Origin of the sequence: Acinetobacter sp. YH12064, assembly GCF_013419735.1 — a bacterium.
Lineage (GTDB): Bacteria > Pseudomonadota > Gammaproteobacteria > Pseudomonadales > Moraxellaceae > Acinetobacter > Acinetobacter amyesii.
This window is the reverse complement of sequence record NZ_VOZP01000013.1, coordinates 24,635-45,838: the sequence shown is the minus strand read 5'-3', so window position 1 is coordinate 45,838 and position 21,204 is coordinate 24,635. Positions and strand designations below refer to the sequence as shown.

Genomic DNA, 21,204 nt, shown 5'->3' with positions numbered 1-21,204 from the left:
AGCCATGAGTCGTCCGATTGAAAGCAATGTAATTGCCAGTCCATTAACCACTAAATTTATGAGCAGTTTTGTGCTGCTCACGATTTTGGCTGGACTAGGGGTAGGCATAGCACGGGTATTAATTTCCTTGTATGCCGTGCATTTAGAAGCCACCGAATTGCAATTGGGGTTAATTTCAGCAGCGCAAAATTTTGGCATTTTGATCATGGCATTGCCGATTGGCGTGTTGGTACAGCGCGTTGGGTCTTTGAAAATATTCTGCATCGGCAGTGTGTTGGGCGCTGTGATCTATAGCTTAACGCCACTCAAAGCCGGTGCATGGTATCTCTTTGCGGTGACAGCCTTGGTGAGTTTTGTCTTACCCATGCGTTTTGTTTCGATCAATACCGTTTTTTTGAGCAACTTAAAGCGTTTAGGTCCAGCCCGTGCGGGTTGGTTTCGCGGTTCGCACATGATGGGCTATTTCCTGATTGCACCTGCGCTAAGCGTGTTGTTGATCGAGCATTTCGGCTATGGCGGAAGTTTTTATGTGGTGTCTTTGCTTTTTTTAGGCACCTTGCTGTTGGCTCCGTGGTGCTTTCAACGTAGCACTCCGCAAGCGACGAATCGCCCATATTTTCAATGGCGGGATATTGTGGCGCCTTTGGCACTCATCAAAACCCATGCCTCATTACGGATTGTTTGCATATTGGAATTTTTGAGCAGCGTGGCAAATAACTACTTTGGCTTTTTCATTGTGGTGATTGCTATCCAAAGTTTTGCACTTTCAGAGCCAATGGCGGTGATGCTGCTGACCGTACAAGGCATTGTGTTTGTGGGATCGCTATTTAGCATGGGCGGTTTGGCTGAGTTGATGGGTTATCAAAAATTTTATTTGATTGGCCTAAGCCTGTTGGCAACGGCATTACTGATTTTAGCCTTAACCAAAATCACGCTGTTGATGTGGCCTGCTTCGGTCATGTTTGGACTTGGACTCGGTATGTTGCATATCGCCAATTTTATGTCTTTCGCCCGAGTGGGTGAGCAAACCGCGATGGCTAAGATTTCTCCAATTTTAGCCCTCGTCGGACCTTCGGGTGGACTGTTGGGTGGCTTGATAGGCGCCGTATTTGGCGCACAGGTTGGACTACAAAATTTATTTTTACCAATCGGGCTGGTGTTTATTGGTCTGATTATTTTGATCAGCAAAGATCAGGAATTTATTCAATTTTTAAAACCTGATGTCTCAGAACAGAGCGTAAAAGGACAAGAATTATGAGCCTTACGGATGTATCTGCACATTCGGTTCCCTTGCAAAGTGACCGAAGTGCGTTGGATTTTTTTAAGACCTATTTAAAACTAACTTTGCAAGTGGCGTGTGGACTCCTGATGCCAGTTTTGTTGTTCGGTCTATGGTATGTGGCAACACTTAAACAGTGGTTGCCTGAGCAGATTTTACCTGCACCGAGTCTGGTGTGGCAAAGCACAGTCGAATTATGGCAAAGCGGTGAATTGAGTTTTCATTTTGCCATCAGTGCCAAACGTATTTTATGGAGTGTCTTGCTTGGTGCCAGTGTCGGGATTTTGCTTGGTACTGTGTTGGGATTGGCCAAACGTAGTCGGGACTTTATTTTTCCGACGGTGAATCTTGTTGCGCAATTTCCCATAGTTGGCTGGATTCCATTATTGATGATTTTCTTAGGCATCGATGAGGCTTTGAAGATTGCCGCTATTTCATTGGCTGTTTTACCACCGGTGTTGATTGCAACCTATAAGGGCATTACTCATGTGCCGAATAGTTTGATGGAAGTGGCAGAGGTTTACCAATACAGCAATTGGCAGAAACTCAAAGAAGTGATTTTCCCAGCTGCACTACCCAGTGTGATCAGTGGTTTACGTCAAGGCATTATGCAGGCGTGGTTGGCATTGGTTTTTGTCGAGTTATTAGCGAGTAGTGAAGGAATTGGTTATCTCATGGTGTGGGGACGTCAGCTAATGCAGATGGACTTGATCTTCATGGCGATCATTGTGATTGGTATTACGGGCTATGTCTTAGATACCTTGCTGGCTTGGTTAGAAAAAACTGCGCGCTTTCACGCAACCCGAGTAGGAGGGAACTCATGAGCATTCTTTCATTACACGGGGCAGCGCGCCAAGTCTTAGTTAAAGCAGCAAAAGCACTCGTTCTACCTGTGGCATTTATCGCACTGTGGGCAGTAGCCTCACAGCAAAATTGGGTTGATCCAAAGTTGATTCCTAGTCCATGGCTCGTGCTGCAAAAAGCAGTAACCGTGCTCCAACAACCGAGCTTTTTGACAGGCTTTAGCGAAAGTTTGGCGCGAAATTTTATCGGCTATGGCATAGGTGCGATAGCGGGTGTGCTGTTTGGCATCTTAATCGCGAGTTCACGCCTTTCGAATTGGTTATTTGCACCGAGCTTTCATGTATTGCGTCAAATTTCACTGTTTGCATGGTTGCCACTAATTTCGACTTTTTTAGGTGAGGGACATGGCGCCAAAGTGCTGTTTATTACTTTGTCGGTGTTTTACCCCGTGGCGCTACATACCTTTGAAGGCGTGAGCAGTATTTCGCATAAATATCGTGAAGTGGCCGAAGTCTACCAATTTCCCAAGACATACGCGTTTCGTAAATTGATATTACCCGGTGCTTCTGCGCAGATTTTTGTCGGTTTACAACTTGGGCTGATTTTCGCATGGCTTGCCACCATCGGCTCTGAATTTTTATTGGCGAACTATGGCAATGGTCTGGGCAATATCGTGATTCAAGGGCGTCAGGCTTTTGATGTCGAACTGATTATTTTTGGCATGTTGCTGATAGGCATTGTGGGCGTGTTGCTCAATACGGTACTGACTTGGGTTGAACGTAAAGTTTTAGCTTGGCAGCAGGTTGGATAGGAGAACATAACAATGAAAAAAATGACAATCCATAACATTCCTCAACTCTGGCGCAATATGTTCCTTGCAGCATTGGTCGGTGGCACAGCCTTGGTGGGTTGCAGCACGCAGCGAGCGGATGAACCTCAGCAAGTGGCTTTAAAAGAACTACGCTATCAAAGCTATCCGGGACTGGTGTCATTACCTGAATTGGCACAAGACTTGGGCTATTTAGGCGACGTTAAACTCAGTTATGTCGGCACAGTACAAGGTGGGCCACAAGATTTACTCACCTTGGTGGCAGGAGATGTTGATTTCGCTGGCGCCTTTAATGGCGCTGTGGTGAAGGTCATCGCTGCGGGTCTAGATGTCGTTCCCGTAGTGGCCTCTTATGGCAGTGATGCTGAACAAAACGTGGGTTTTTATGTGCTAGAAAATAGTCCTATTCGTAGCCCACGAGACTTTATTGGCAAGAAAGTCGCAGTGAATGCCTACGGGGCGCATTATGACTTTGTGGTGAAAGATTATTTGGCTCGCCATGGATTAACCGATGATGAAATCCGTCAAGTTGAGCTGATTATGTTGCCACCGGTGAGCTCAGAACAAGCCTTAAGGAATGGGCAAATTGATATTGCAGTGTTCTCTGGCATTTTGGAAAAACGTGCCTTAAAAAATGGTGGTGTACGCAGCATCTTTAAAGATATTGATTTATACGGCCCCTTTACCGCAGGCAGTTTTTCGATGCGCGGAGAGTTTATTCAAGCGCATCCTGAGTTGGCTCGCACCTTTGTCAGTGGCGTAGCCAAAGCACAGGAATGGTTACACAACACGCCGAAAGAGCAAATCATTGCCCGTATGGAAAGTATTATCGAAAAACGCCAACGCAATGAAAATACAACACTTATTCCATATTACACAGGTACTGGTGTTCACGAAGTCGGTGGCGTGCAAAAAGATCAGGATTTTGCCCCATGGGTGAGTGCCTTAGAAAAAGAACACAAATTAAAACCAAATCAAATTGAGGTCAGTCGCATCTATAGCAATGAATTTAATCCCTATGCGAAAGACCAAAAATCAAAAGGAATATAACAATGACCAGTGCATTACATTTAGATCACGTGCGTAAGGTATTTCCTGCACAAAACCATGTCGGCAGTAAAAACTATAAGCCTGAATTTGTTGCTGTAGAAAATGTCACTTTGGATATTCAGCCGGGTGAATTTGTTTCAATCGTGGGGCCAAGTGGCTGTGGAAAATCTACATTATTAGACTTAATTGCGGGTTTAACCAAACCTTCGGCAGGGCAGATTTTACTGAGTGGTAAGCAGATTACTCAACCGGGTTTAGACCGTGGCATTGTGTTTCAGCAATATGCGCTCTATCCATGGTTAACCGCACTGGAAAATATCGAATTTGGTCTAGAAGCCAAAGGCGTAGCAAAAAAAGAACGCCGTGAAAAAGCCGAATACTATTTGCAGCTTGTAGGCTTAAGTGGCTTTGAAAAGCATTATCCAAATGAGCTTTCCGGCGGGATGAAGCAGCGGGTTGCGATTGCCCGTAGTTTGGCTTATGAACCAGAAATTTTATTGATGGATGAGCCCTTTGCTGCCCTAGATGCGCAAACCCGAGAAACCTTGCAAGCCGAGTTGATCAATATCTGGAAAAGCTCGAAAAAAACCATCGTTTTTATTACTCACAGTATTGATGAAGCGATTTATCTGAGTCAGCGCGTGGCGATTATGACCTCAAGACCGGGTCGGATTAAGGAAGTGATTGAAATTCCGCAAAGCCTGCGCAGCTCGAGTGAAGATGTCCGTTCATTGCCTGAATATGGCCGAATTCGCCACACAATTTGGTCATTGCTCAGTGAAGAAGTGATTAAAGCGCAAGCCCTCGAAAAACATAAACAGCTTGCACATAACTAAAATATTCAGAGGATTTATTTATGTCATCGACTAAACAAGCCATCAGTTATACGCAATCGTATAACGACATTAAACCCCGACTACAGTTCACTTGGTTAAACACGGTATTTAAACGCACCATTGCTATTGTGGCTTTTTTCCTGTTGTGGGAGATTCTGCCGCGGAGTGGTGTGGTCAATCCAGCCTTTTTACCGCCGTTATCTGTGGTGTTGGAAACCACATGGCAGCTATATCAAAGCGGGCAATTAGGCATCCATTTCTTGGCCAGTATAAAGCGTTCCATTATTGGGTTCATTTTGGCCCTAGCGATCGCTATTCCTTTGGGTCTCATCATTGGTTGGTACAAGCTCGTGGCTGAAACCTTAAATCCATTGTTAGAATTGTTTCGAAATACCACAGCATTGGCATTAATGCCGCTGTTCATCTTATTTTTAGGTATTGGTGAAACCTCAAAAATCAGCCTGTTGGTGTATGCATGCACATGGCCGATTTTATTGAACACCATTACAGGCGTACAAACAGTCGATCCTTTACTGATTAAATCGGCACGAACCATGGGCCTAAAACCCTATCAATTGTTCCGAAAAGTGATTCTACCTGCATCCGTACCCACGATTTTTGTCGGTATCCGTCTGGCAGGGGCGATTTCGATTTTGGCCTTAGTGGCAGTAGAAATGTTTGGTGCCAAAGCAGGTCTGGGATATCTGATTATTTATTCGCAATTTAGCTTTGAAATTCCACAAATGTTTGTGGGCATATTAGTCATTACCCTCGTGGGTTTATCCTTCAACTACTTCTTGATTGGTCTAGAGAAATACTTCACAGCGTGGAAACGCAACCCTGTGGAATAATCTAAATGAAATAGAAAAATAAATAAAAAACCTCGGGATATACCGAGGTTTTTTATTGCTGATTTTTTATATTTTAAATAATGTAATGAATAAAGAATAATGTAGATGAATATTTATTTATCAGTTTTTATGGATTATTATTTTAATGTGGAGAAAATAAAAATATGACTTATTTATAATAAGCCATATTTAATTAGGCGAGTACGAATGACGTTGCGTGTCACTCCAAGCAAACGAGCCGTATGCACTTGATTGTATTGACAGTGTTGATACGCACTTCGGATAAATTTTTCTTCAATCAGCTCATTAATATTGTCTTGTTTCAGTTGATTTGCGGCTTGAAAAATTTGTAAAAAGGTCTGCTCAAGTAACTGTCCAGCATCTTGAATATCCTTGATATTGGCTACAGCCGAAGTGGCATTTTGTAAGTTAAAGGGTTCGGCACGCGAAAATGAAGATGCACTTTGAATACTCGAAAAACTAATATCTTCCGGTTCAATCACACCTTTTTCACTGACTAAAATCGCATGTTGAATGGTATTTTCTAATTCGCGAATATTGCCCGGCCAGCTATGCAAACTGAGTTTTTTGAGAGCCAGTTGGCTGAGGCGTAATGGTGTGTCATGTGGGTTGGTTTGATAGACCTGAATGAAGTGTTTAACCAATGGCAAAATGTCACCACGACGCTCTGCGAGACGTGGAATGCGCAGCAACGCCACATGTAAGCGGTAGAATAAATCTTCCCTGAAACGCCCTTCCTGTACGGCATGCTCTAAATCGACATTGGTTGCGGCTATGATCCGGACATTAATCGGGATGGACTTGAGGGAGCCGACTCGAACGATCTCTCTTTCTTGTAAAACACGGAGTAATTTGACTTGCATCGGCAAGGACAGATCACCAATTTCATCTAAAAATAGGGTGCCATTATGGGCTGCTTCAAACCAACCGACACGGCTATTAATTGCCCCTGTAAACGCTCCTTTTTCATGTCCAAATAATTCGCTTTCGACCAAGGATTCGGTAAAGGCACCACAGTTCACCGCGATAAAAGGACCTTTGGCACGATGGCTCAATTGGTGAATTTGGCGTGCAACTAACTCTTTTCCTGTGCCTGTATCACCAATGATGAGTGCATTGGCCTCACTTGGTGCAATTTGTTCAATTCGAGACAACAACGCTTGCGATAACGGGTCTGCAAAGACCGTTGCTGTTGCCCGTTTATGTTTCAGTGCAGAGGGCACTGCAGGGTGGGTCAAAATAGACATATCGTTTCTTATAGTTGTTGAAAATGCAGATCATGATGAAAGATTTAAAAATAAAAGATAAATAATAATTCGATATTTAAATATCAGTTTCACCGATAAATTCATGCGTGGATTATTTATCTGATTTTAAGATAAATAAAATCGGGATAACTAAAGGATAAATCAAGATATAGCAAGTGATTGAACTGTTTTATAGTAAAGCTCTCTTAATAACAAAAGGCATAATTAAAATGGCGATTACTTCAGTAAATGTGCGAAACCAATTCAAAGGCGTGATTAATGAAATCGTAGTGGGTCCTGTGGTTTCAGAAATTGATGTGGAAACCAAAGCAGGCTTTTTTACGTCCGTGATCACGACGCGTTCGGTGAAGGATTTAGATTTAAAAGTAGGTTCAGAGGTGGTGGTGTTAATTAAATCGACGGAAGTGTCGCTGGCTAAACTCTAAGGTTTAGTCCAGCAAAGTTTGTCAGCACAAATAGAGAATAATGATATGAGCGTAGAACAAGCTGGTTCGGTTTCTATTCAGCAGCTAACGAAACATTATCCCACACAAAAGCAAGAAGACTTAACCGTACTTAAGGACATTAACCTGAATATTCAGCCGGGTGAGTTCATTAGTATTGTGGGAAGTAGTGGCTGCGGAAAATCCACATTATTACGGTTGTTGGTTGGTCTAGAGCGTCAGTTTCAGGGCCAGATTTTGGTTGATGGTCAGCCTATACAGGGCACGAGTTTGGAACGTGGTATCGTTTTTCAAGATCATCGCCTGTTTGCATGGTTGACGGTACGGGAAAATGTACGGATTGCCTTGCATAAAAGCCAGTTTAGCCGTGCAGAAGAAGATGTATTGATTGATGAACATTTAGAGTTGGTCAAATTAACCCAATTTAAAGATGCTTATCCTTCGCAGTTGTCTGGTGGGATGAATCAACGTGTGGCGATTGCCCGCAGTTTGGTGAATCGACCACAGATTTTACTGCTCGATGAACCCTTTGGCGCACTTGATGCATTGACGCGTCAAAATTTACAGGATGAATTACAGCGAATCTGGCAAAGTGAAAAAATCACCATGATCATTGTCACCCATGATGTCGAAGAGGCTGTCTTTTTGGGCGATCGAGTGGTGGTCATGCAGCCGCATCCGGGACGAATTAAACGTATTGTAGATATTCATTTAGCCCATCCGCGTAAACGCGAAGATGTCCGTCTGACCAATATTAAAAATGACATTTTGACTGACTTTAGTGATCCAGTAAAAGATCAGTTGCTTGAACCTTTATCTCACCGATTTGCCGATTATAAATTTGCATGGTAAGTCTGAATTGACCATCACCTAGACAATGTCAAAGCCCTGAATTCAGGGCTTTTTTTAGGCTTATCAAATATAGGTCAGTATGATCATCGCTTAAGTTGGATTAATATCAGTCCATAAAAATGCCCCAGTTGGGGCATTTGTTTTTCAGTTTTATTAAACGTTGGTTTATGAGGCTTGGGAGGTATGTCTTTTTTCTAAAACATATTGGTTTTCAGGTCGTTTTAAACCTAAGTTTTCTCGTAAGGTCTTGCCTTCGTATGCCGTTCGGAATAGACCGCGACGTTGTAGTTCAGGAACGATGAGATCGACAAAGTCATTTAACCCTGCAGGTGTTGTTGGCGGCAGTACATTAAAACCATCGGCAGCGTCATTCTCAAACCATTCCTGCAGTTGGTCTACGACTTGTTCAGGCGTGCCGATCAAGGTCCAATGTCCACGGGCTGAAGCGATATATTGATAGAGCTGACGAATACTAAAATTGTGCTTCCGGGCAATATCAATCATCATCTGCTGACGACTGGAGAAATTAATGTCTGCATCTTCTATTTTCGGGAAAGGGGCATCTAGATCAAATTTGGCCAGATTAATGCCACCTGCCAAAGCAGACAATAAACTTAAACCCACTTCTGGGTGAATTAAACTATTTAAAAAGTCATATTTTTCTTGGGCTTCTTGCTCTGTCTTGGCAACAAAAATCGAAACCCCCGGCATAATTTTCAGGTCATCTGCATGGCGGCCATATTTCACTAAGCGGTTTTTGACATCACGATAAAAGGCTTGCGCATCTGCTAAGTTCTGCTGTGCTGTAAAAATCACTTCGGCATATTTACCGGCTAGTTCACGACCATCTTCAGATTGCCCAGCTTGAACAATCACCGGATAGCCTTGCGGTGGGCGAGAGACGTTGAGAGCACCCAGTACCTGATAGTATTGGCCCTGATGATTGGGCTGATGTTGTTTTCGGGCATCAAAAAATTGCCCAGTTTCTTTGTTGTAATGGAAGGTATCATCCTCCCATGAGTCCCAAAGTTTTTGAGTCACCTCAATAAATTCATCGGCACGTTCGTAACGCTCTTTGGGTTCAGGGTGCTGCTGAATGTTAAAGTTTTTTGCGGCATCGGCAGAGGCTGTCGTTACCACATTCCACGCAGCACGACCTTTAGAAATATGATCTAAAGAAGCAAATTTACGCGCCAAAATGTAAGGGTCTTCATAAGTCGTGGATGCTGTGGCAATAAAGCCTATATTTTGCGTCACAGCCGACAGTGCAGCAAACAATGTAACAGGTTCAAAGCCAACGCCTTTATCGCCCAAACCTTTCTCACCTTCGACAGCAGAACTCCAACGGACAGACAGACCATCGGCAAGAAAGTAGGCATCGAATAGACCACGTTCTGCGGTTTTTGCCAGTTCAATTGCATAATCAATATTGAGATGATCTTGTGGGCGAGATTCGGGATGACGCCAACCTGCGACATGCTGTGAGGTAGTTGGAATAAAAGCCCCAAGCTTTATTTGACGTTTAGACATAAAAAATTTCTCATCCCAATTATTCTTAAAAGATAAAAGGGATAAGAACAAAATCTATGCCAAACCGTAATTGTTTGAAAATAAGAGGGTTTTAATTTTAATTGGTTCTAGGTGTAGATAAATCAACAGGATATAAAACCAAATGTTGAAAAATAAACAGCAGTTTAACGGCAAACTTTATGCATGGATCAGTACAAGATTTTCCATATGTAAACTTAAAGCGTGTATTGGCATTGAACGCTATTAGCAAACTTTATAGCAATACTTTGATGGCTTTTCGTCTCCATACCAGTTGGTAATACAGCCCTTGTAAAATACATAAGCTGACAAAAGCCAAAGCATAGGCATACCAAATGCCTTTTAAGCCCCACCATTCACTGAATAGGTAGGCACACGGCACTTCAATGCAAATAATCGCCATAATATTAATAATCATCGGCACGGTCACCGTTCCACTGGCCCGCATAATGGAAGCAAAAATCGCACTGGCACCAAAAAATAAAATCGACCAAAGCACAATGAACAGCAATTCTTGACCGAGAACCACAACTTCAGGATCTGTAATAAACAGCGCCATTAAATGTTTAGAGAATAAATAGCCCAATGCCACCAAGATACCAGTAATTATGAAATTCATCCCGATGGCCGTACGTTTCACGCGATTAATTAATTCAGATTGACCCGAACCGATGGCTTGCGCGGCAAAAATAGAAGCTGCAATCGCGATAGACAAGGCAGGGAATTGGATATAATTCAAAACCTGATTGACCGCGCCATATGCAGCAGTGGCATCAGCACCATGGCGGTTAACTAAACCGACAATCACGAGACCGGCCACAGAGGTCGTGACCATCTGTATACCCGTAGGAATGCCTAGTTTTAAGATAATTTTGCTGAGATCATGTTGATGGCGAATATGACGGAGTAACGCGAAGTCAAGTTTGAGCGGATGATCTTTCTTTTTTAAGTAGAAATATAAAAATACCAAGGCAATTAAAAAGCCGATATGACTGGCAATGGCAGGGGCAATAATGCCTAAACTTGGAAATCCAAATTTTCCGGCAATCAGCACGGGTGTAATGATCAGCCCTGAACCAATGGTCATACCTGACGCAATCAGCGGTGTTGTACTGTCACCGACCCCACGCAAAATCGAGGTGTAAATAATATAAATAAAGAGTAGTGGACTACCCGCAAGCATCCATTGCACATAAGGCAAAGATAAATGCATCACGTCAGGGGCTGTGCCTAAGGCCAATAAAATGGGCTTGGCAAATATCACCCCTAAAAAGGCAATGATGCTGCCACCAATCAAGGTCATAAAAAGGGTGGAACCCACCACAGTACGAACTTTTTCAAGGTTTTGCGCGCCCCAAGCTTGACCCACCAACACGGTTGCACCTGCCGAGAGTCCAATCACAAAAGCCATTAAACAGAACAAAATCGGGAAAAATACCGCAACCGCTGCAATGGCATGCACCCCAAGCATCTGACCGACAAAAACGGTGTTAATGGTCCCAGATAAATTCTGCAAAATATTGGTGGCGATCAAAGGCACCAGAAAAACTAAAAACGTTTTCCATAAATTTTGCTGAGTAACGAGGGACTGTTGTTTTGACATGCTCAGGTCCTATACGCGGCTTTTTATGATTTTAAGTTACTGATAACACTATCATGTTGGCATTCAAAAAAGCCTTAGTTTTTGAGTAACCAAGGCTTCATTATTTCTACATGTCTGTTTTAAAAAACGTTTGGGCAGATACGGCTTTAAACCGCGGAGAGAATCTCTGCAGCTCGATCTAAGGTGGCATCTTGTTTGGCAAAACAGAAACGTAATAATCGTAAATTTTCCGGCGGTTTTTGATAGAATACCGAGACAGGAATCGCCACGATTTTATGTTGTTCTGCCAACAACTGACACATTTCCACATCGCTTAAATCTGGGCGTATGGCACTGTAATCAAGGTTTTGGAAATAGGTACCTGCCGATGGAATCAACTCAAATCTAGAGTGGCTTAAGCCCGCATTGAAACGGTCACGCTTGGCTTGGTAAAAATCGGCCAATTCAGCAATGTGCTCAGGATGTTCTGCCATAAAGTTAGCCAATGCCATTTGTACGGGCGTAACACCGCAGAAATTGGCAAATTGATAGATTTGGCGAAACACTTGCATCAAGGCTGGCGCTGCAATGCAATAACCAGTTTTCCACCCTGTAACGTGAAAAGTTTTACCAAATGAACCCACGACAAAACTACGTTCACGCAGCTCAGGAAATGACAAAGCAGATAGATGCTGACGACCATCAAAAATTAAATGCTCATAGACCTCATCCGACAGCACAATAATATTTTTATCTCGAATCAGTTCGATCAAGTTGAGCCAGTCCTCACGATCCCAAATAGCACCTGTTGGATTATGCGGTGTATTGACAATAATCATCCGGGTTTTATGGTTAATCGCAGCGGCAACACGATTCCAATCCACAGTAAAATGGGGCGTCTCTAAGGCAATGTGAATGGGATGAGCCCCAACCAATTTTACACTGGGCGCATAACTGTCATAGCTCGGATCAAAAATAATCACTTCGTCACCCGCATGAACCACGGCTTGAATGGCACTAAAAATACCAATGGTTGCACCCGGGGTAATGGTCACTTCGGTGTGAGGGTCAATATTTAATTGGTCTCGATGGGCAAACAGTTGGACCAATTGCTCACGTAAATGCATCAGTCCATCGCCGGGTGCATATTGGTTAAAACCCTGTTGCGTCGCATCACTTAGCGCATTTAACAGCGCTGGAGGTGCAGGAAAATCAGGAAAACCTTGAGATAAATTCAGTGCATTTAGACGCTGCGCCATTGCGCTCATGACGCTAAAAATAGTCACACCTTGTGCAGGCAGTTTGGATTCAATTGTGATCATGGAGCTTAAAATTTTTAATAGGTTGCATTTTGAGTGTAGCAGCATCTCAGCGGCTGCGAAAAGTTAGATCAGCAAAATTGATCCAGTATTGACGTTCCTATTCTCTTGAATCCTAAAGTGATGCAAAAGCCAAAAAGAAGAATTCAACAATTTACTTACAAAACAAGGTGGACGAAAAAATAATCATTTTCTAAAATACGAAGTTTATAAAAAATATTTTCCTTATAACAATGCTTAAAAATATTCACGCCATGGTGGAAAACTTTGGCTTTAGCGTACAGAAACGTGCGCTACATATTCATTTTTCAAATGAATCATTAAACACAGAAGTTTTTATTCAACGGATTGAGGGTCAACACCGTATCAATCAAGGCTTTCGTGCGGAAATTATTTGTCTCTCGACCAATGCTCATCTGGCTTTAAAGCAGTTTATCGGTGGCCGAGTGGCTGTCGATCAAGTGACAGATTTGGGACAACTCAGTCGCCTGACTGGTGTAATTACGGGGGCTAGCCAAGGTCAAAGTGATGGTGCACTGACCGTTTATAAACTGGTGATTGAGGATGCCACAGCGCTCTGGCATAAGCGTCGTAACAGCCGTGTCTTTATGAATAAATCGGTACGGGAGATGACCGAGATTATTTTTAGTGAATGGCAGAAAAAAAGTGCGCTGTTTGCTGCCAGTTTAAGTCTGAACTTAGAGGGGTTGGCACGTACTTATGATGTGCGTCCATTCACCATGCAGGCGAATGAAAGTGATTATGCATTTTTAACCCGCCTTTGGCGCAGTGAAGGGATCAATTGGTTAATTGATGAAGCGGAGTTATTTGTCGCATTTTCGGCTGCACCGATGCAAGCACAGAGGCTGCGTTTAATTGATACGAATCAGGCTTATAGTGCTTTAGAGCGGAAAAAAATTCGCTTTCATCGGAGTCATGCCACGGAACGTTTGGACACGATTACCAGTTTTGTGGCAGAACGCTTTTTACAATCGACCACGATTCAAACGCAGCGTTGGCAAGCTCAACAATTGGCACAAGACCAAAGTAATCCGCTCTTAAGTGCCCATGCACAGAGTGAGCAACAGCATAATGAAACCTTAAGTTTAGAGCAGGCGTGGACCGTAAGTTCGGCTTGGACAACTGACCTTAAAGGTGCAGATCAGGCGACCACTTCAAATACACAGCAATTGGATCAGTTGAATCGGCAACTCAATCAATATCAGGAATTACAAGCCAAATATTTTACCGCCAGCAGTAGCGTAAGGGATGCACAAGTTGGGTATTGGTTTGAATTAGAAAATCATCCTGAAATCGATCAACATCAAACGACAGATCGTGAATTTCTCATATTGGGCAAAGCATTTTATAACCAAAATAATTTACCCAAAGATATTTTGGTTCAATTAGAAAAGTTACTTGCGGCGAGCCGTTGGCTATCTTTAGGGGATGAACGGCAGGCCAATGAGTTGTATGTGGTCCGTCGGCAAATTTTCGTGGTGCCTGAATATGATCCTTTATTACACCGGCCACCTGCGTTTCCACAGCGGGCTAAAGTGGTCGGTCCAGAAGGTGAAAGTATTTATGTCGATGCTTGGGGGCGTATCAAAGTTCGTTTTACGTTTACCCGTAGCGATGACCACAGTCATGATGGCGGAGCAGGGAGTAATGATAATGACAGTGACTCGGCTTGGGTTGATGTACTGACCCCATGGGCAGGTGAAGGTTATGGCGCACGTTTTCATCCTCGTATTGGCGAGATCGTGGTCATCGACTTTTTTGAGGGCGATGTGGATCGACCCTTTGTAGTAGGACGAATACATGAGGCTGAGCGCTCTCAGACCATGTTTGATCTCAAAGGTCAGCTTCCTGAAACCAAAAAGCTCAGTGGTATCCGTTCGCAGGAAGTTGCGGGAGCAGGCTTTAACCAACTACGCTTTGATGACACGACGGGGCAGATCAGTACCCAATTACAGAGTAGTCATGGAAATAGCCAGTTAAATTTAGGAAACCTTAGTCACTCAAAAGAAAACGATACAAGTGAAGGTAGAGGCGCTGGGTTTGAATTAAGGAGTGATTTAGCTGGTGCAATACGCAGTAAAGGGCTATATATATCTACATATGAACAACCCAAAGCTGAAAAAAATCAATTAGAAATTAAAGATGCAATTGATCAACTTTCTGAAAGTTTATCAGAGATGCAAATACTTTCTGAGTATGCTGAAAAGCAAAAGGCTGAGCCTGCTGATATGCTTCAAAATATTGAAATTTATATAAAAAAAATTGAAGAGCAATGGCTTGAATTAAATGCAATGAAAGAAGCTTTTATGTTGATAGCTTCACCTGAAAGTATAGGAATGCTTGCAGGGAAAAATATTCATCTAAATGCATTAGATAGTTTAACAATCGGTAGCGGAAAATCAATAAACTTAAGTAGTAGTGAAAATCTTATTTTAAATGCTAAAAAGAAAGCTAGTTTTTTTGTTGGTGAAGATGATTTAAAAGTTTATACAGCCAAAGGAAAGATGGATGTACAAGTCCAAGATAATACGATGGATTTATCCTCAAGGTTGGACTTAACCATTACATCTTCTGAAGGGAAAGTGGAAATAAACAGCCCAAATGAAATAGTTTTGAAGGCAAAAAACAGTGCTATTAAAATTGATGGTAATGGAGTCACTATTATTACTCCTCAAACATTTACATCAAAAGCAAGTCAACATATTTTCACAACGGGTGTATCTGTAACTCCTAAATTGCCAATTTTTCCAAATAATATTTGTTGGGAATGTCTTGCTCGTAGATCCTCTCAAAGAGGTGCATTTGTAAATAAAGGGGACGGGTTGTAAATGATAGATAATCAAATTAATATTTTATTTAAGACATTTGAAAAATATCCTTTAGAAGATATAGGGTTAAATATATATGCACTTGCAGATGCAGCACAAGACAAGAAGTTTTTAACTAAATTAAATAATTTAAGAATGAAATGTTTATTAAAGGAAGCAAGTGGTGATAAAGCGCGAGAAATCTCTCCTCATTTAATTACATTACCAAAAGACTTTGAAAGTATAGAGTGGAGTTGGATTTCAAAAAATATTTCAGGTACTCCTAAAATGACAATTATAATTAGTAAACTTTCTTTTGAGGAGTTATATGATCATTTACGTAGTTTCCTGGAGGTTAAATTTGAAGGTGGGCTTGAAATGATACTAGCTTTTTGGGATCCATTAATACTGGCAACATTAATTGGTAATGAGAAAGATAAAACTTTATATGTTAATGGACCAGTATTTGATTGTGAGCAAGCTTCAGTTTTATTGGAACCTATTCAAAGTTGGTGGTACTGGGATAGATTAGGCAAGTTACAGGTTTTATTTGGTTTAAATAATGTTTATAACGATTTTAAAGAAAACAAACCCCCCCCATTAGTTTTTACCTCTGATCAGGAAGAATTAATGGTTGAAGCAACCTTTCCTGATAATATAATCTATTATCTGAAATTAAATAACTCTTTCTTAATAAAAGATATCCCTGAAATTGAATTATATGATTTTGTTACTTGTTCAATTCCTGAGGCTAGATTGTATGGATTAAGTGGTACAAGAGATATTTTAAACTTTATTTGTATGAAAATAATTTATGGAAATGATTACTTAAATAATTTAAAAGTTAATGAGGTTCTAAATCTATTAAAAGATAAAAAAATAGATATGGATGAAGCAATGAAATTGTTAGTTATTAAGGCTAGTTAGTATAAATATTTAGGAGAGAATAGTGAATATTTTTAAAATAATAATTTTACCTGTTAGTTTGGCTTTAAGCACTATAGGGTGTGCTGGAGTAAAGACTTCTTATATGATGGCTACTACTTCATTTAATTATAGTCCTCATTATTCCGATTATATGTTGAAAGTAAATGGAGAGGAAATAGGAGGAGGGTTTGGTAAGGCAATTTCTACAAATAAAATTCATGTTGGTAAACAAGAAATAGTATGGGGTGAGACTAATAGTGAAAATATCCACTTTTCTAAAAATGAAATTTTTCTTAATAAAGCTGAATTAAGGAATAAAAAATATCTTGCTGCTCATATTTACCCAGATGATACTGTTGAAATAATTACATCTAATAATTTACCAGTACCGACAGAAAAAGGCTTGAAATGGTTAAATAAACTAAAAAATAATAATTAAGCGAGATTTAAAATGTCTGAAATAAATCGTGTAATTGAAACAAATAGTGATGTTCCAAATAATGAACCTACTGCTAAACAAGATTGTAGCGATGTAGTACATATTTCAGTTTTCTTCGACGGGACTGGAAATAACAAGGACAAGGACAGTGATAAAAAGAAATGGTCTAATCCAGCACGACTATGGCGAAATGCTCGTACATTCATTGATAGTCAAAAGGGAGATTGCTCGAATTATGCGATTTATGCTTCTGGTGTTGGTACTCGTTTTAACGCCGACTTAAATTTTTTTCAACGTGCTATTTCGGTACTTCAAGATCATTTGGGTTTAGGTGCAGGTTTAGGGTTAGGTGGGGCTAGGCGTTTAGATTATAGCGAAGAGCAGTTAAACGATGCACTTAAGCAAGTCATGATTTTTAATGCACAGAAAGCTGAGATTGATGTTAGTAAATATGTTAATGAGAAAAAAGATTATAGTTTTGCTGAAATAGCTAAAAGTTTGGATGAGCATCGTTTAATAAAAAAAATTAATATTTCCACCTTTGGATTTTCTCGAGGAGCTGCTTTAGCAAGGGCATTTACAAATCAGTTTATGTGGCAGTGCGAATCCAGTTGTGATGGTTTAACCTATGGAACAGGTAAATATCCCATTGAGTTTAAATTTATGGGTATATTCGATACTGTTGCATCTTTTGGTTTGCCTGCAGCAAATTTAAACAATAATATTACATTTAAAGGCCGTGATATGGTAATTGATGAGCGCGTAAAAATGTGTGTTCATCATGTGGCTGGTAATGAATTGCGTTTTGCATTTCCTGTTGATTTAATACATAAAAAAAATGGTGAAATATCTAACTCTAATTGGAAAGAGTTGGTATACCCAGGTATGCATTCTGATGTGGGTGGTGGCTATACGCCAGGTAGCCAAAATGTAAATGATAACTTTGCTAGAATTCCGTTAAAAGACATGCTTCAAGAGGCAACAAATGCTGGTGTAAGAATGCTGAGTTATGAGGAGTTAGAGAAAGATCATAGCCAACTTTTTGAACAGCAATTTGAAATTAAAGAAGAAACGCAAAGATTATATAATGCAGTAAAAGATAAAATATCTAATGCTGGAAGTATTGAAGAGCAGATTATTTCATTTATGAAAGTTTATTACAGTGCTTATGGCACCTTATCTAGAAATAATGTGGATTCAGTTAGTGAAAATGCGAGAAAAGGCATAGGTAATAAAGTAAAAGATACTTTGATGTTTTGGAGTCCTCGAGACATGGCTACAGAAATGGACCGGTTGCAGGCATTAAGAAATGGTGCTGGAATATTTAAGGTGACCTCACCCGTATCTGAAAGTTATGAATATCTAATTAATATGGAAAACTGGATTTTAGAGAGTTGGAATGAACCTGCTCATGAAGATGTAACAAAATTTTATTCTGACTTTGTGCATGATTCTAAATATGGTTTTTTATTCAATGCTGAACCATTTAGTTATTTTAGACAAAGAACTGTATATGAATCACGTAGAAGTGATCAAGGTAAAGAAATAGATAAAAAGCTTAGTGAAGAAAAAGCCGTTTGTGAAATTAATGCTGATGATATTCCTCAAGAGGAATTTATTGATTCATATGAATCTGCTGTTGCTAGTAATTATGAAATAGCGTCATGAATGTATAAACATATAATAAATGAAGCCGACACTCGTCGGCTTTTTCTACTTTACCCTTCTAAAACTTCTTCCAACAGCTCTTCACTTGGTGCAAAGTAATACGCTCCGTCCATTGGCGTAACAAAGTGAAGTAAGCGGTCATGAATGCCGTCACCACTGGTGCCAAACATACGAACCAACATACTGTCGATAATGCTGAGATCTTTGGTATAAGCAATAAAGAACAAACCTTGGTCACCGCGGCCATCGCCATAAGGCAATGAATGACGCAAAATTGCGAGTTCTTCACCCTCACCATCTTCAACAACGGTACGTGATATATGTGAGTTTTCAGGTTGTTCGTCTTCGTTCAACTCAATCGATTCAAGTTTGGTACGCCCAATCACATGCTCTTGTGCATCAACTTTGAGCTTTTTCCACTTATCTAAATTGTGTGCATAACGCTGTGCAAAGACAAAAGAACCATCAGCAAAAATACCCGCATCTTCTGCTAATAATGCTGTTTCAGCACGGTCATCTGGAAATTGAGGGTTTTCAGTACCATCAATAAAGCCAGTTAAGTCACGGCCATCGAAATTACGGAAGCAAACACGCTCATCTAAAACCTCAACTTTATCTTGAATGCCATCAAAGAAAGTTTGGCTTAAAGCAAAGCAAATATCTGTACGCTGTGCCGCAATGTGAATCAGCACATCTGCTGGCACTACAGGCATGTTAAACGAACCTTGAATTGGATCAAGTTGTTTAAAGCCTGCCGGAGCTTGACTGTAAAGTTGCGCCCAAAGTTCTGGTCCAAAAGCCACAGCCGTTTTAATCTGTGCATTAGGATGTTGGGTGATCAGACGATCACGAGTATTAAATAAGTCTTCAAGTTGTTCTTTTAATTCGCTAATCGTTAAATCTTTTAAACGTAAAACAATAAAACGAGCATGATCTGAGGGTAATGGCAAAATTACAGATTGAGCAGACATTCATGGCTCCTAAAAATTATAATTTCTGAGTGGCTGTGTATATTGTGCCTTAAGCAGCGCTGAGAGTGTAGCCTTCATTTGGCCTTTTAGCTCGCATTATTGTCATGAAAATAGAGTAAATGTCATATAATACAGACCCATTTCAAACTTGAGCTAATGATGTCCTATCAAATCTGGATTGCATACATGTTGGCATGTTGGGTAATTAGTGTTTCCCCAGGTGCAGGTGCAATTGCGTCTATGTCGAGTGGTTTGAATTATGGGTTTAAGCATGGGTATTGGAATGCAATCGGCCTGCAATTGGCACTTTTGGTTCAGATCGCCATTGTTGCAGCTGGGGCAGGGGTCTTATTTGCGACGACACCATGGGCTTTTCTGATCGTGAAATGGTTTGGAGTGGTCTATTTATTGTATTTGGCTTATTTACAGTGGACAGCGCCAACTGAGTCAATTGAAATCCAACAAGATTTATCAAATAAATCACGTTCAAAATTAATTTTACATGGCTTTTTGGTCAATATGAGCAACCCTAAAGCGATTGTATTTTTGTTGGCAGTTTTGCCGCAGTTTTTAGATTTATCCAAACCCCAATGGATTCAATATGTCATTATGGCTGCAACGATGATTAGCATCGATCTGATTGTCATGGCGGGGTATACTGGTCTCGCTGCAAAAGTGCTGCGGTTATTAAAATCACCTAAACAACAAAAATATTTGAATCGAACCTTTGCGGTATTATTTGCTTGTGCGGCGAGCTTATTGAGTTTGGTGCATCAATAAATCCAGTTAGATGATTCTGAGCATCGTATTTGACGTGCAAAAAAAGCCATGCAGTTGCATGGCTTTTTCATTTTGATATGTCGCGAATTGAACAATGAACGGTGCTACTTAAGCCACTTTCTTAAATTTTTGTAGAATAAAAATTAGGGCAAAGAGCAGCGCCATGGTTAATACAATAGTCAGTCCTGTAGAGGTGTTTAAACCAGCACTTGACCATAACCCCACGGTCACACCGACTTGGGCAATGATGAAAGACCACAGCACCATTTGTTTCGGGGAATTTGCCAATAAACGAGCGGTTAATGCAGGAATCACTAACAATGCACCCATCAGCAATGAGCCGACAGCACGTAAAGCCAATACGGTAAATAATGCCAGTAATAACATAAAAATCAGACGTTGCCATTTGGCACTGACACCTTCACTGACCGCAATATCGGGGTCAATGGCAATCTGAATTTGAGATTGCCAACTTTTATACAGCACGGTCAGTGCCACAATGATCACCACTGCAAAGACAGGCAAATCTGACCAAGAAATGGTGAGTAAATCACCAAATAAATAGCTGAGTAATTCAGGTCTTAAGCTGGGCAAATGTTGTATGAAGAGTAAGCCAGAGCACAGGAGTGTTGCTGAACATAGCGCGAGCAAGGCGTCATTGGGCAAGCGAGGGTCGTGTAACACCCATAAGATTGCAACCAATAAGAGCGCAATCAATGTAACGCCTGTCCAAAGCGGTAGACTCATTGCACCGGCAATGGCGACACCGAGTAAAGTGCCATGTGCCATGGTATCCGCAAAAAAAGACATGCGACGCCATAGCATCAAACAGCCGAGGGGTGCAGTCAGGAACACCAGCAAAGTGCCCATGATCCATGCTGGCAAAAGGAGTTGTAGCCATTCCATCAT

General features: G+C 41.0%; 19 protein-coding genes. 13 read left to right on the top strand and 6 right to left on the bottom strand.

All coding sequences use genetic code 11. The features are described 5' to 3' along the window. The first annotated feature begins 4 nt into the window (after nucleotides 1-4). From FTU13_RS13135 to FTU13_RS13110, 6 genes are read left to right on the top strand one after another with little or no spacing between them, the layout of a single operon-like run. The gene (locus FTU13_RS13135) at nucleotides 5-1,258 is read left to right on the top strand and encodes an MFS transporter (RefSeq protein WP_180128516.1); all 1,254 of its coding nucleotides are present in this window, start codon (nucleotides 5-7) and stop codon (nucleotides 1,256-1,258) included. Next, the gene (locus FTU13_RS13130) at nucleotides 1,255-2,103 is read left to right on the top strand and encodes an ABC transporter permease (RefSeq protein WP_180107655.1); all 849 of its coding nucleotides are present in this window, start codon (nucleotides 1,255-1,257) and stop codon (nucleotides 2,101-2,103) included. Before FTU13_RS13135 ends, FTU13_RS13130 begins: the two co-directional genes overlap by 4 nt. Further along, the gene (locus FTU13_RS13125; protein WP_180128515.1) at nucleotides 2,100-2,894 is read left to right on the top strand and encodes an ABC transporter permease; all 795 of its coding nucleotides are present in this window, start codon (nucleotides 2,100-2,102) and stop codon (nucleotides 2,892-2,894) included. The genes FTU13_RS13130 and FTU13_RS13125 overlap by 4 nt, the downstream gene beginning before the upstream one ends. Nucleotides 2,895-2,906: 12 nt before the next feature. Continuing rightward, nucleotides 2,907-3,962 carry an ABC transporter substrate-binding protein gene (locus tag FTU13_RS13120; RefSeq protein WP_257226761.1) on the top strand — a complete coding sequence of 352 codons (1,056 nt, stop codon included), beginning with the start codon at nucleotides 2,907-2,909 and terminating at the stop codon, nucleotides 3,960-3,962. A gap of 2 nt (nucleotides 3,963-3,964) precedes the next feature. Continuing rightward, on the top strand, nucleotides 3,965-4,798 hold the full coding sequence (locus tag FTU13_RS13115; RefSeq protein ID WP_180128514.1) for an ABC transporter ATP-binding protein: 834 nt from the start codon (nucleotides 3,965-3,967) through the stop codon (nucleotides 4,796-4,798). Between the two features lie 20 nt (nucleotides 4,799-4,818). Next, complete coding sequence (locus tag FTU13_RS13110; RefSeq protein WP_078194039.1) at nucleotides 4,819-5,649, top strand: ABC transporter permease; 831 nt, start codon at nucleotides 4,819-4,821, stop codon at nucleotides 5,647-5,649. Nucleotides 5,650-5,822: 173 nt separating this feature from the next. Here FTU13_RS13110 and FTU13_RS13105 read toward each other — a convergent pair whose 3' ends face one another. Then, complete coding sequence (locus tag FTU13_RS13105; protein WP_180128513.1) at nucleotides 5,823-6,917, bottom strand: sigma-54-dependent Fis family transcriptional regulator; 1,095 nt, start codon at nucleotides 6,915-6,917, stop codon at nucleotides 5,823-5,825. A gap of 230 nt (nucleotides 6,918-7,147) precedes the next feature. On the opposite strand from FTU13_RS13105, the gene FTU13_RS13100 reads away from it, so the two are divergent. Beyond that, nucleotides 7,148-7,363 (top strand): molybdopterin-binding protein, encoded by a 216-nt coding sequence (locus FTU13_RS13100; RefSeq protein ID WP_180122452.1) that lies wholly within the window; start codon nucleotides 7,148-7,150, stop codon nucleotides 7,361-7,363. A 45-nt stretch (nucleotides 7,364-7,408) separates the two neighbouring features. Then, nucleotides 7,409-8,233, top strand: coding sequence for an ABC transporter ATP-binding protein (locus FTU13_RS13095; RefSeq protein ID WP_180128512.1), 825 nt, complete (start codon nucleotides 7,409-7,411; stop codon nucleotides 8,231-8,233). Between the two features lie 165 nt (nucleotides 8,234-8,398). Here FTU13_RS13095 and FTU13_RS13090 read toward each other — a convergent pair whose 3' ends face one another. The 3 genes from FTU13_RS13090 to FTU13_RS13080 form a co-directional block, all read right to left on the bottom strand. Further along, nucleotides 8,399-9,763, bottom strand: coding sequence for an LLM class flavin-dependent oxidoreductase (locus FTU13_RS13090; RefSeq protein WP_180110235.1), 1,365 nt, complete (start codon nucleotides 9,761-9,763; stop codon nucleotides 8,399-8,401). 253 nt (nucleotides 9,764-10,016) lie between these two features. Next, nucleotides 10,017-11,384, bottom strand: coding sequence for an MATE family efflux transporter (locus FTU13_RS13085; protein ID WP_180128511.1), 1,368 nt, complete (start codon nucleotides 11,382-11,384; stop codon nucleotides 10,017-10,019). A 146-nt stretch (nucleotides 11,385-11,530) separates the two neighbouring features. Next, nucleotides 11,531-12,685 carry a methionine aminotransferase gene (locus FTU13_RS13080; protein ID WP_180128510.1) on the bottom strand — a complete coding sequence of 385 codons (1,155 nt, stop codon included), beginning with the start codon at nucleotides 12,683-12,685 and terminating at the stop codon, nucleotides 11,531-11,533. 230 nt (nucleotides 12,686-12,915) lie between these two features. Between FTU13_RS13080 and FTU13_RS13075 the strand changes: the two genes are divergently transcribed. From FTU13_RS13075 to FTU13_RS13060, 4 genes are read left to right on the top strand one after another with little or no spacing between them, the layout of a single operon-like run. Further along, a complete protein-coding gene (locus FTU13_RS13075) occupies nucleotides 12,916-15,531 on the top strand; it encodes a type VI secretion system Vgr family protein (protein ID WP_180128509.1) in 2,616 nt (871 codons plus the stop codon). Next, a complete protein-coding gene (locus FTU13_RS13070) occupies nucleotides 15,532-16,437 on the top strand; it encodes a DUF4123 domain-containing protein (protein WP_180128508.1) in 906 nt (301 codons plus the stop codon). It begins immediately after the preceding gene. A gap of 22 nt (nucleotides 16,438-16,459) precedes the next feature. Beyond that, nucleotides 16,460-16,876, top strand: a complete 417-nt coding sequence (locus tag FTU13_RS13065) for a hypothetical protein (RefSeq protein ID WP_180039768.1) — start codon at nucleotides 16,460-16,462, stop codon at nucleotides 16,874-16,876. A gap of 12 nt (nucleotides 16,877-16,888) precedes the next feature. Next, nucleotides 16,889-18,544: a DUF2235 domain-containing protein gene (locus tag FTU13_RS13060; RefSeq protein ID WP_180039766.1), complete on the top strand. Its 1,656-nt coding sequence runs from the start codon at nucleotides 16,889-16,891 to the stop codon at nucleotides 18,542-18,544. Between the two features lie 50 nt (nucleotides 18,545-18,594). Here FTU13_RS13060 and FTU13_RS13055 read toward each other — a convergent pair whose 3' ends face one another. Beyond that, complete coding sequence (locus FTU13_RS13055; protein WP_180128507.1) at nucleotides 18,595-19,515, bottom strand: Dyp-type peroxidase; 921 nt, start codon at nucleotides 19,513-19,515, stop codon at nucleotides 18,595-18,597. Between the two features lie 159 nt (nucleotides 19,516-19,674). Between FTU13_RS13055 and FTU13_RS13050 the strand changes: the two genes are divergently transcribed. Next, nucleotides 19,675-20,295: a LysE family transporter gene (locus FTU13_RS13050; RefSeq protein ID WP_180024704.1), complete on the top strand. Its 621-nt coding sequence runs from the start codon at nucleotides 19,675-19,677 to the stop codon at nucleotides 20,293-20,295. Nucleotides 20,296-20,403: 108 nt separating this feature from the next. Here FTU13_RS13050 and znuB read toward each other — a convergent pair whose 3' ends face one another. Continuing rightward, on the bottom strand, nucleotides 20,404-21,204 hold the full coding sequence (gene znuB / locus FTU13_RS13045; RefSeq protein ID WP_180089681.1) for a zinc ABC transporter permease subunit ZnuB: 801 nt from the start codon (nucleotides 21,202-21,204) through the stop codon (nucleotides 20,404-20,406).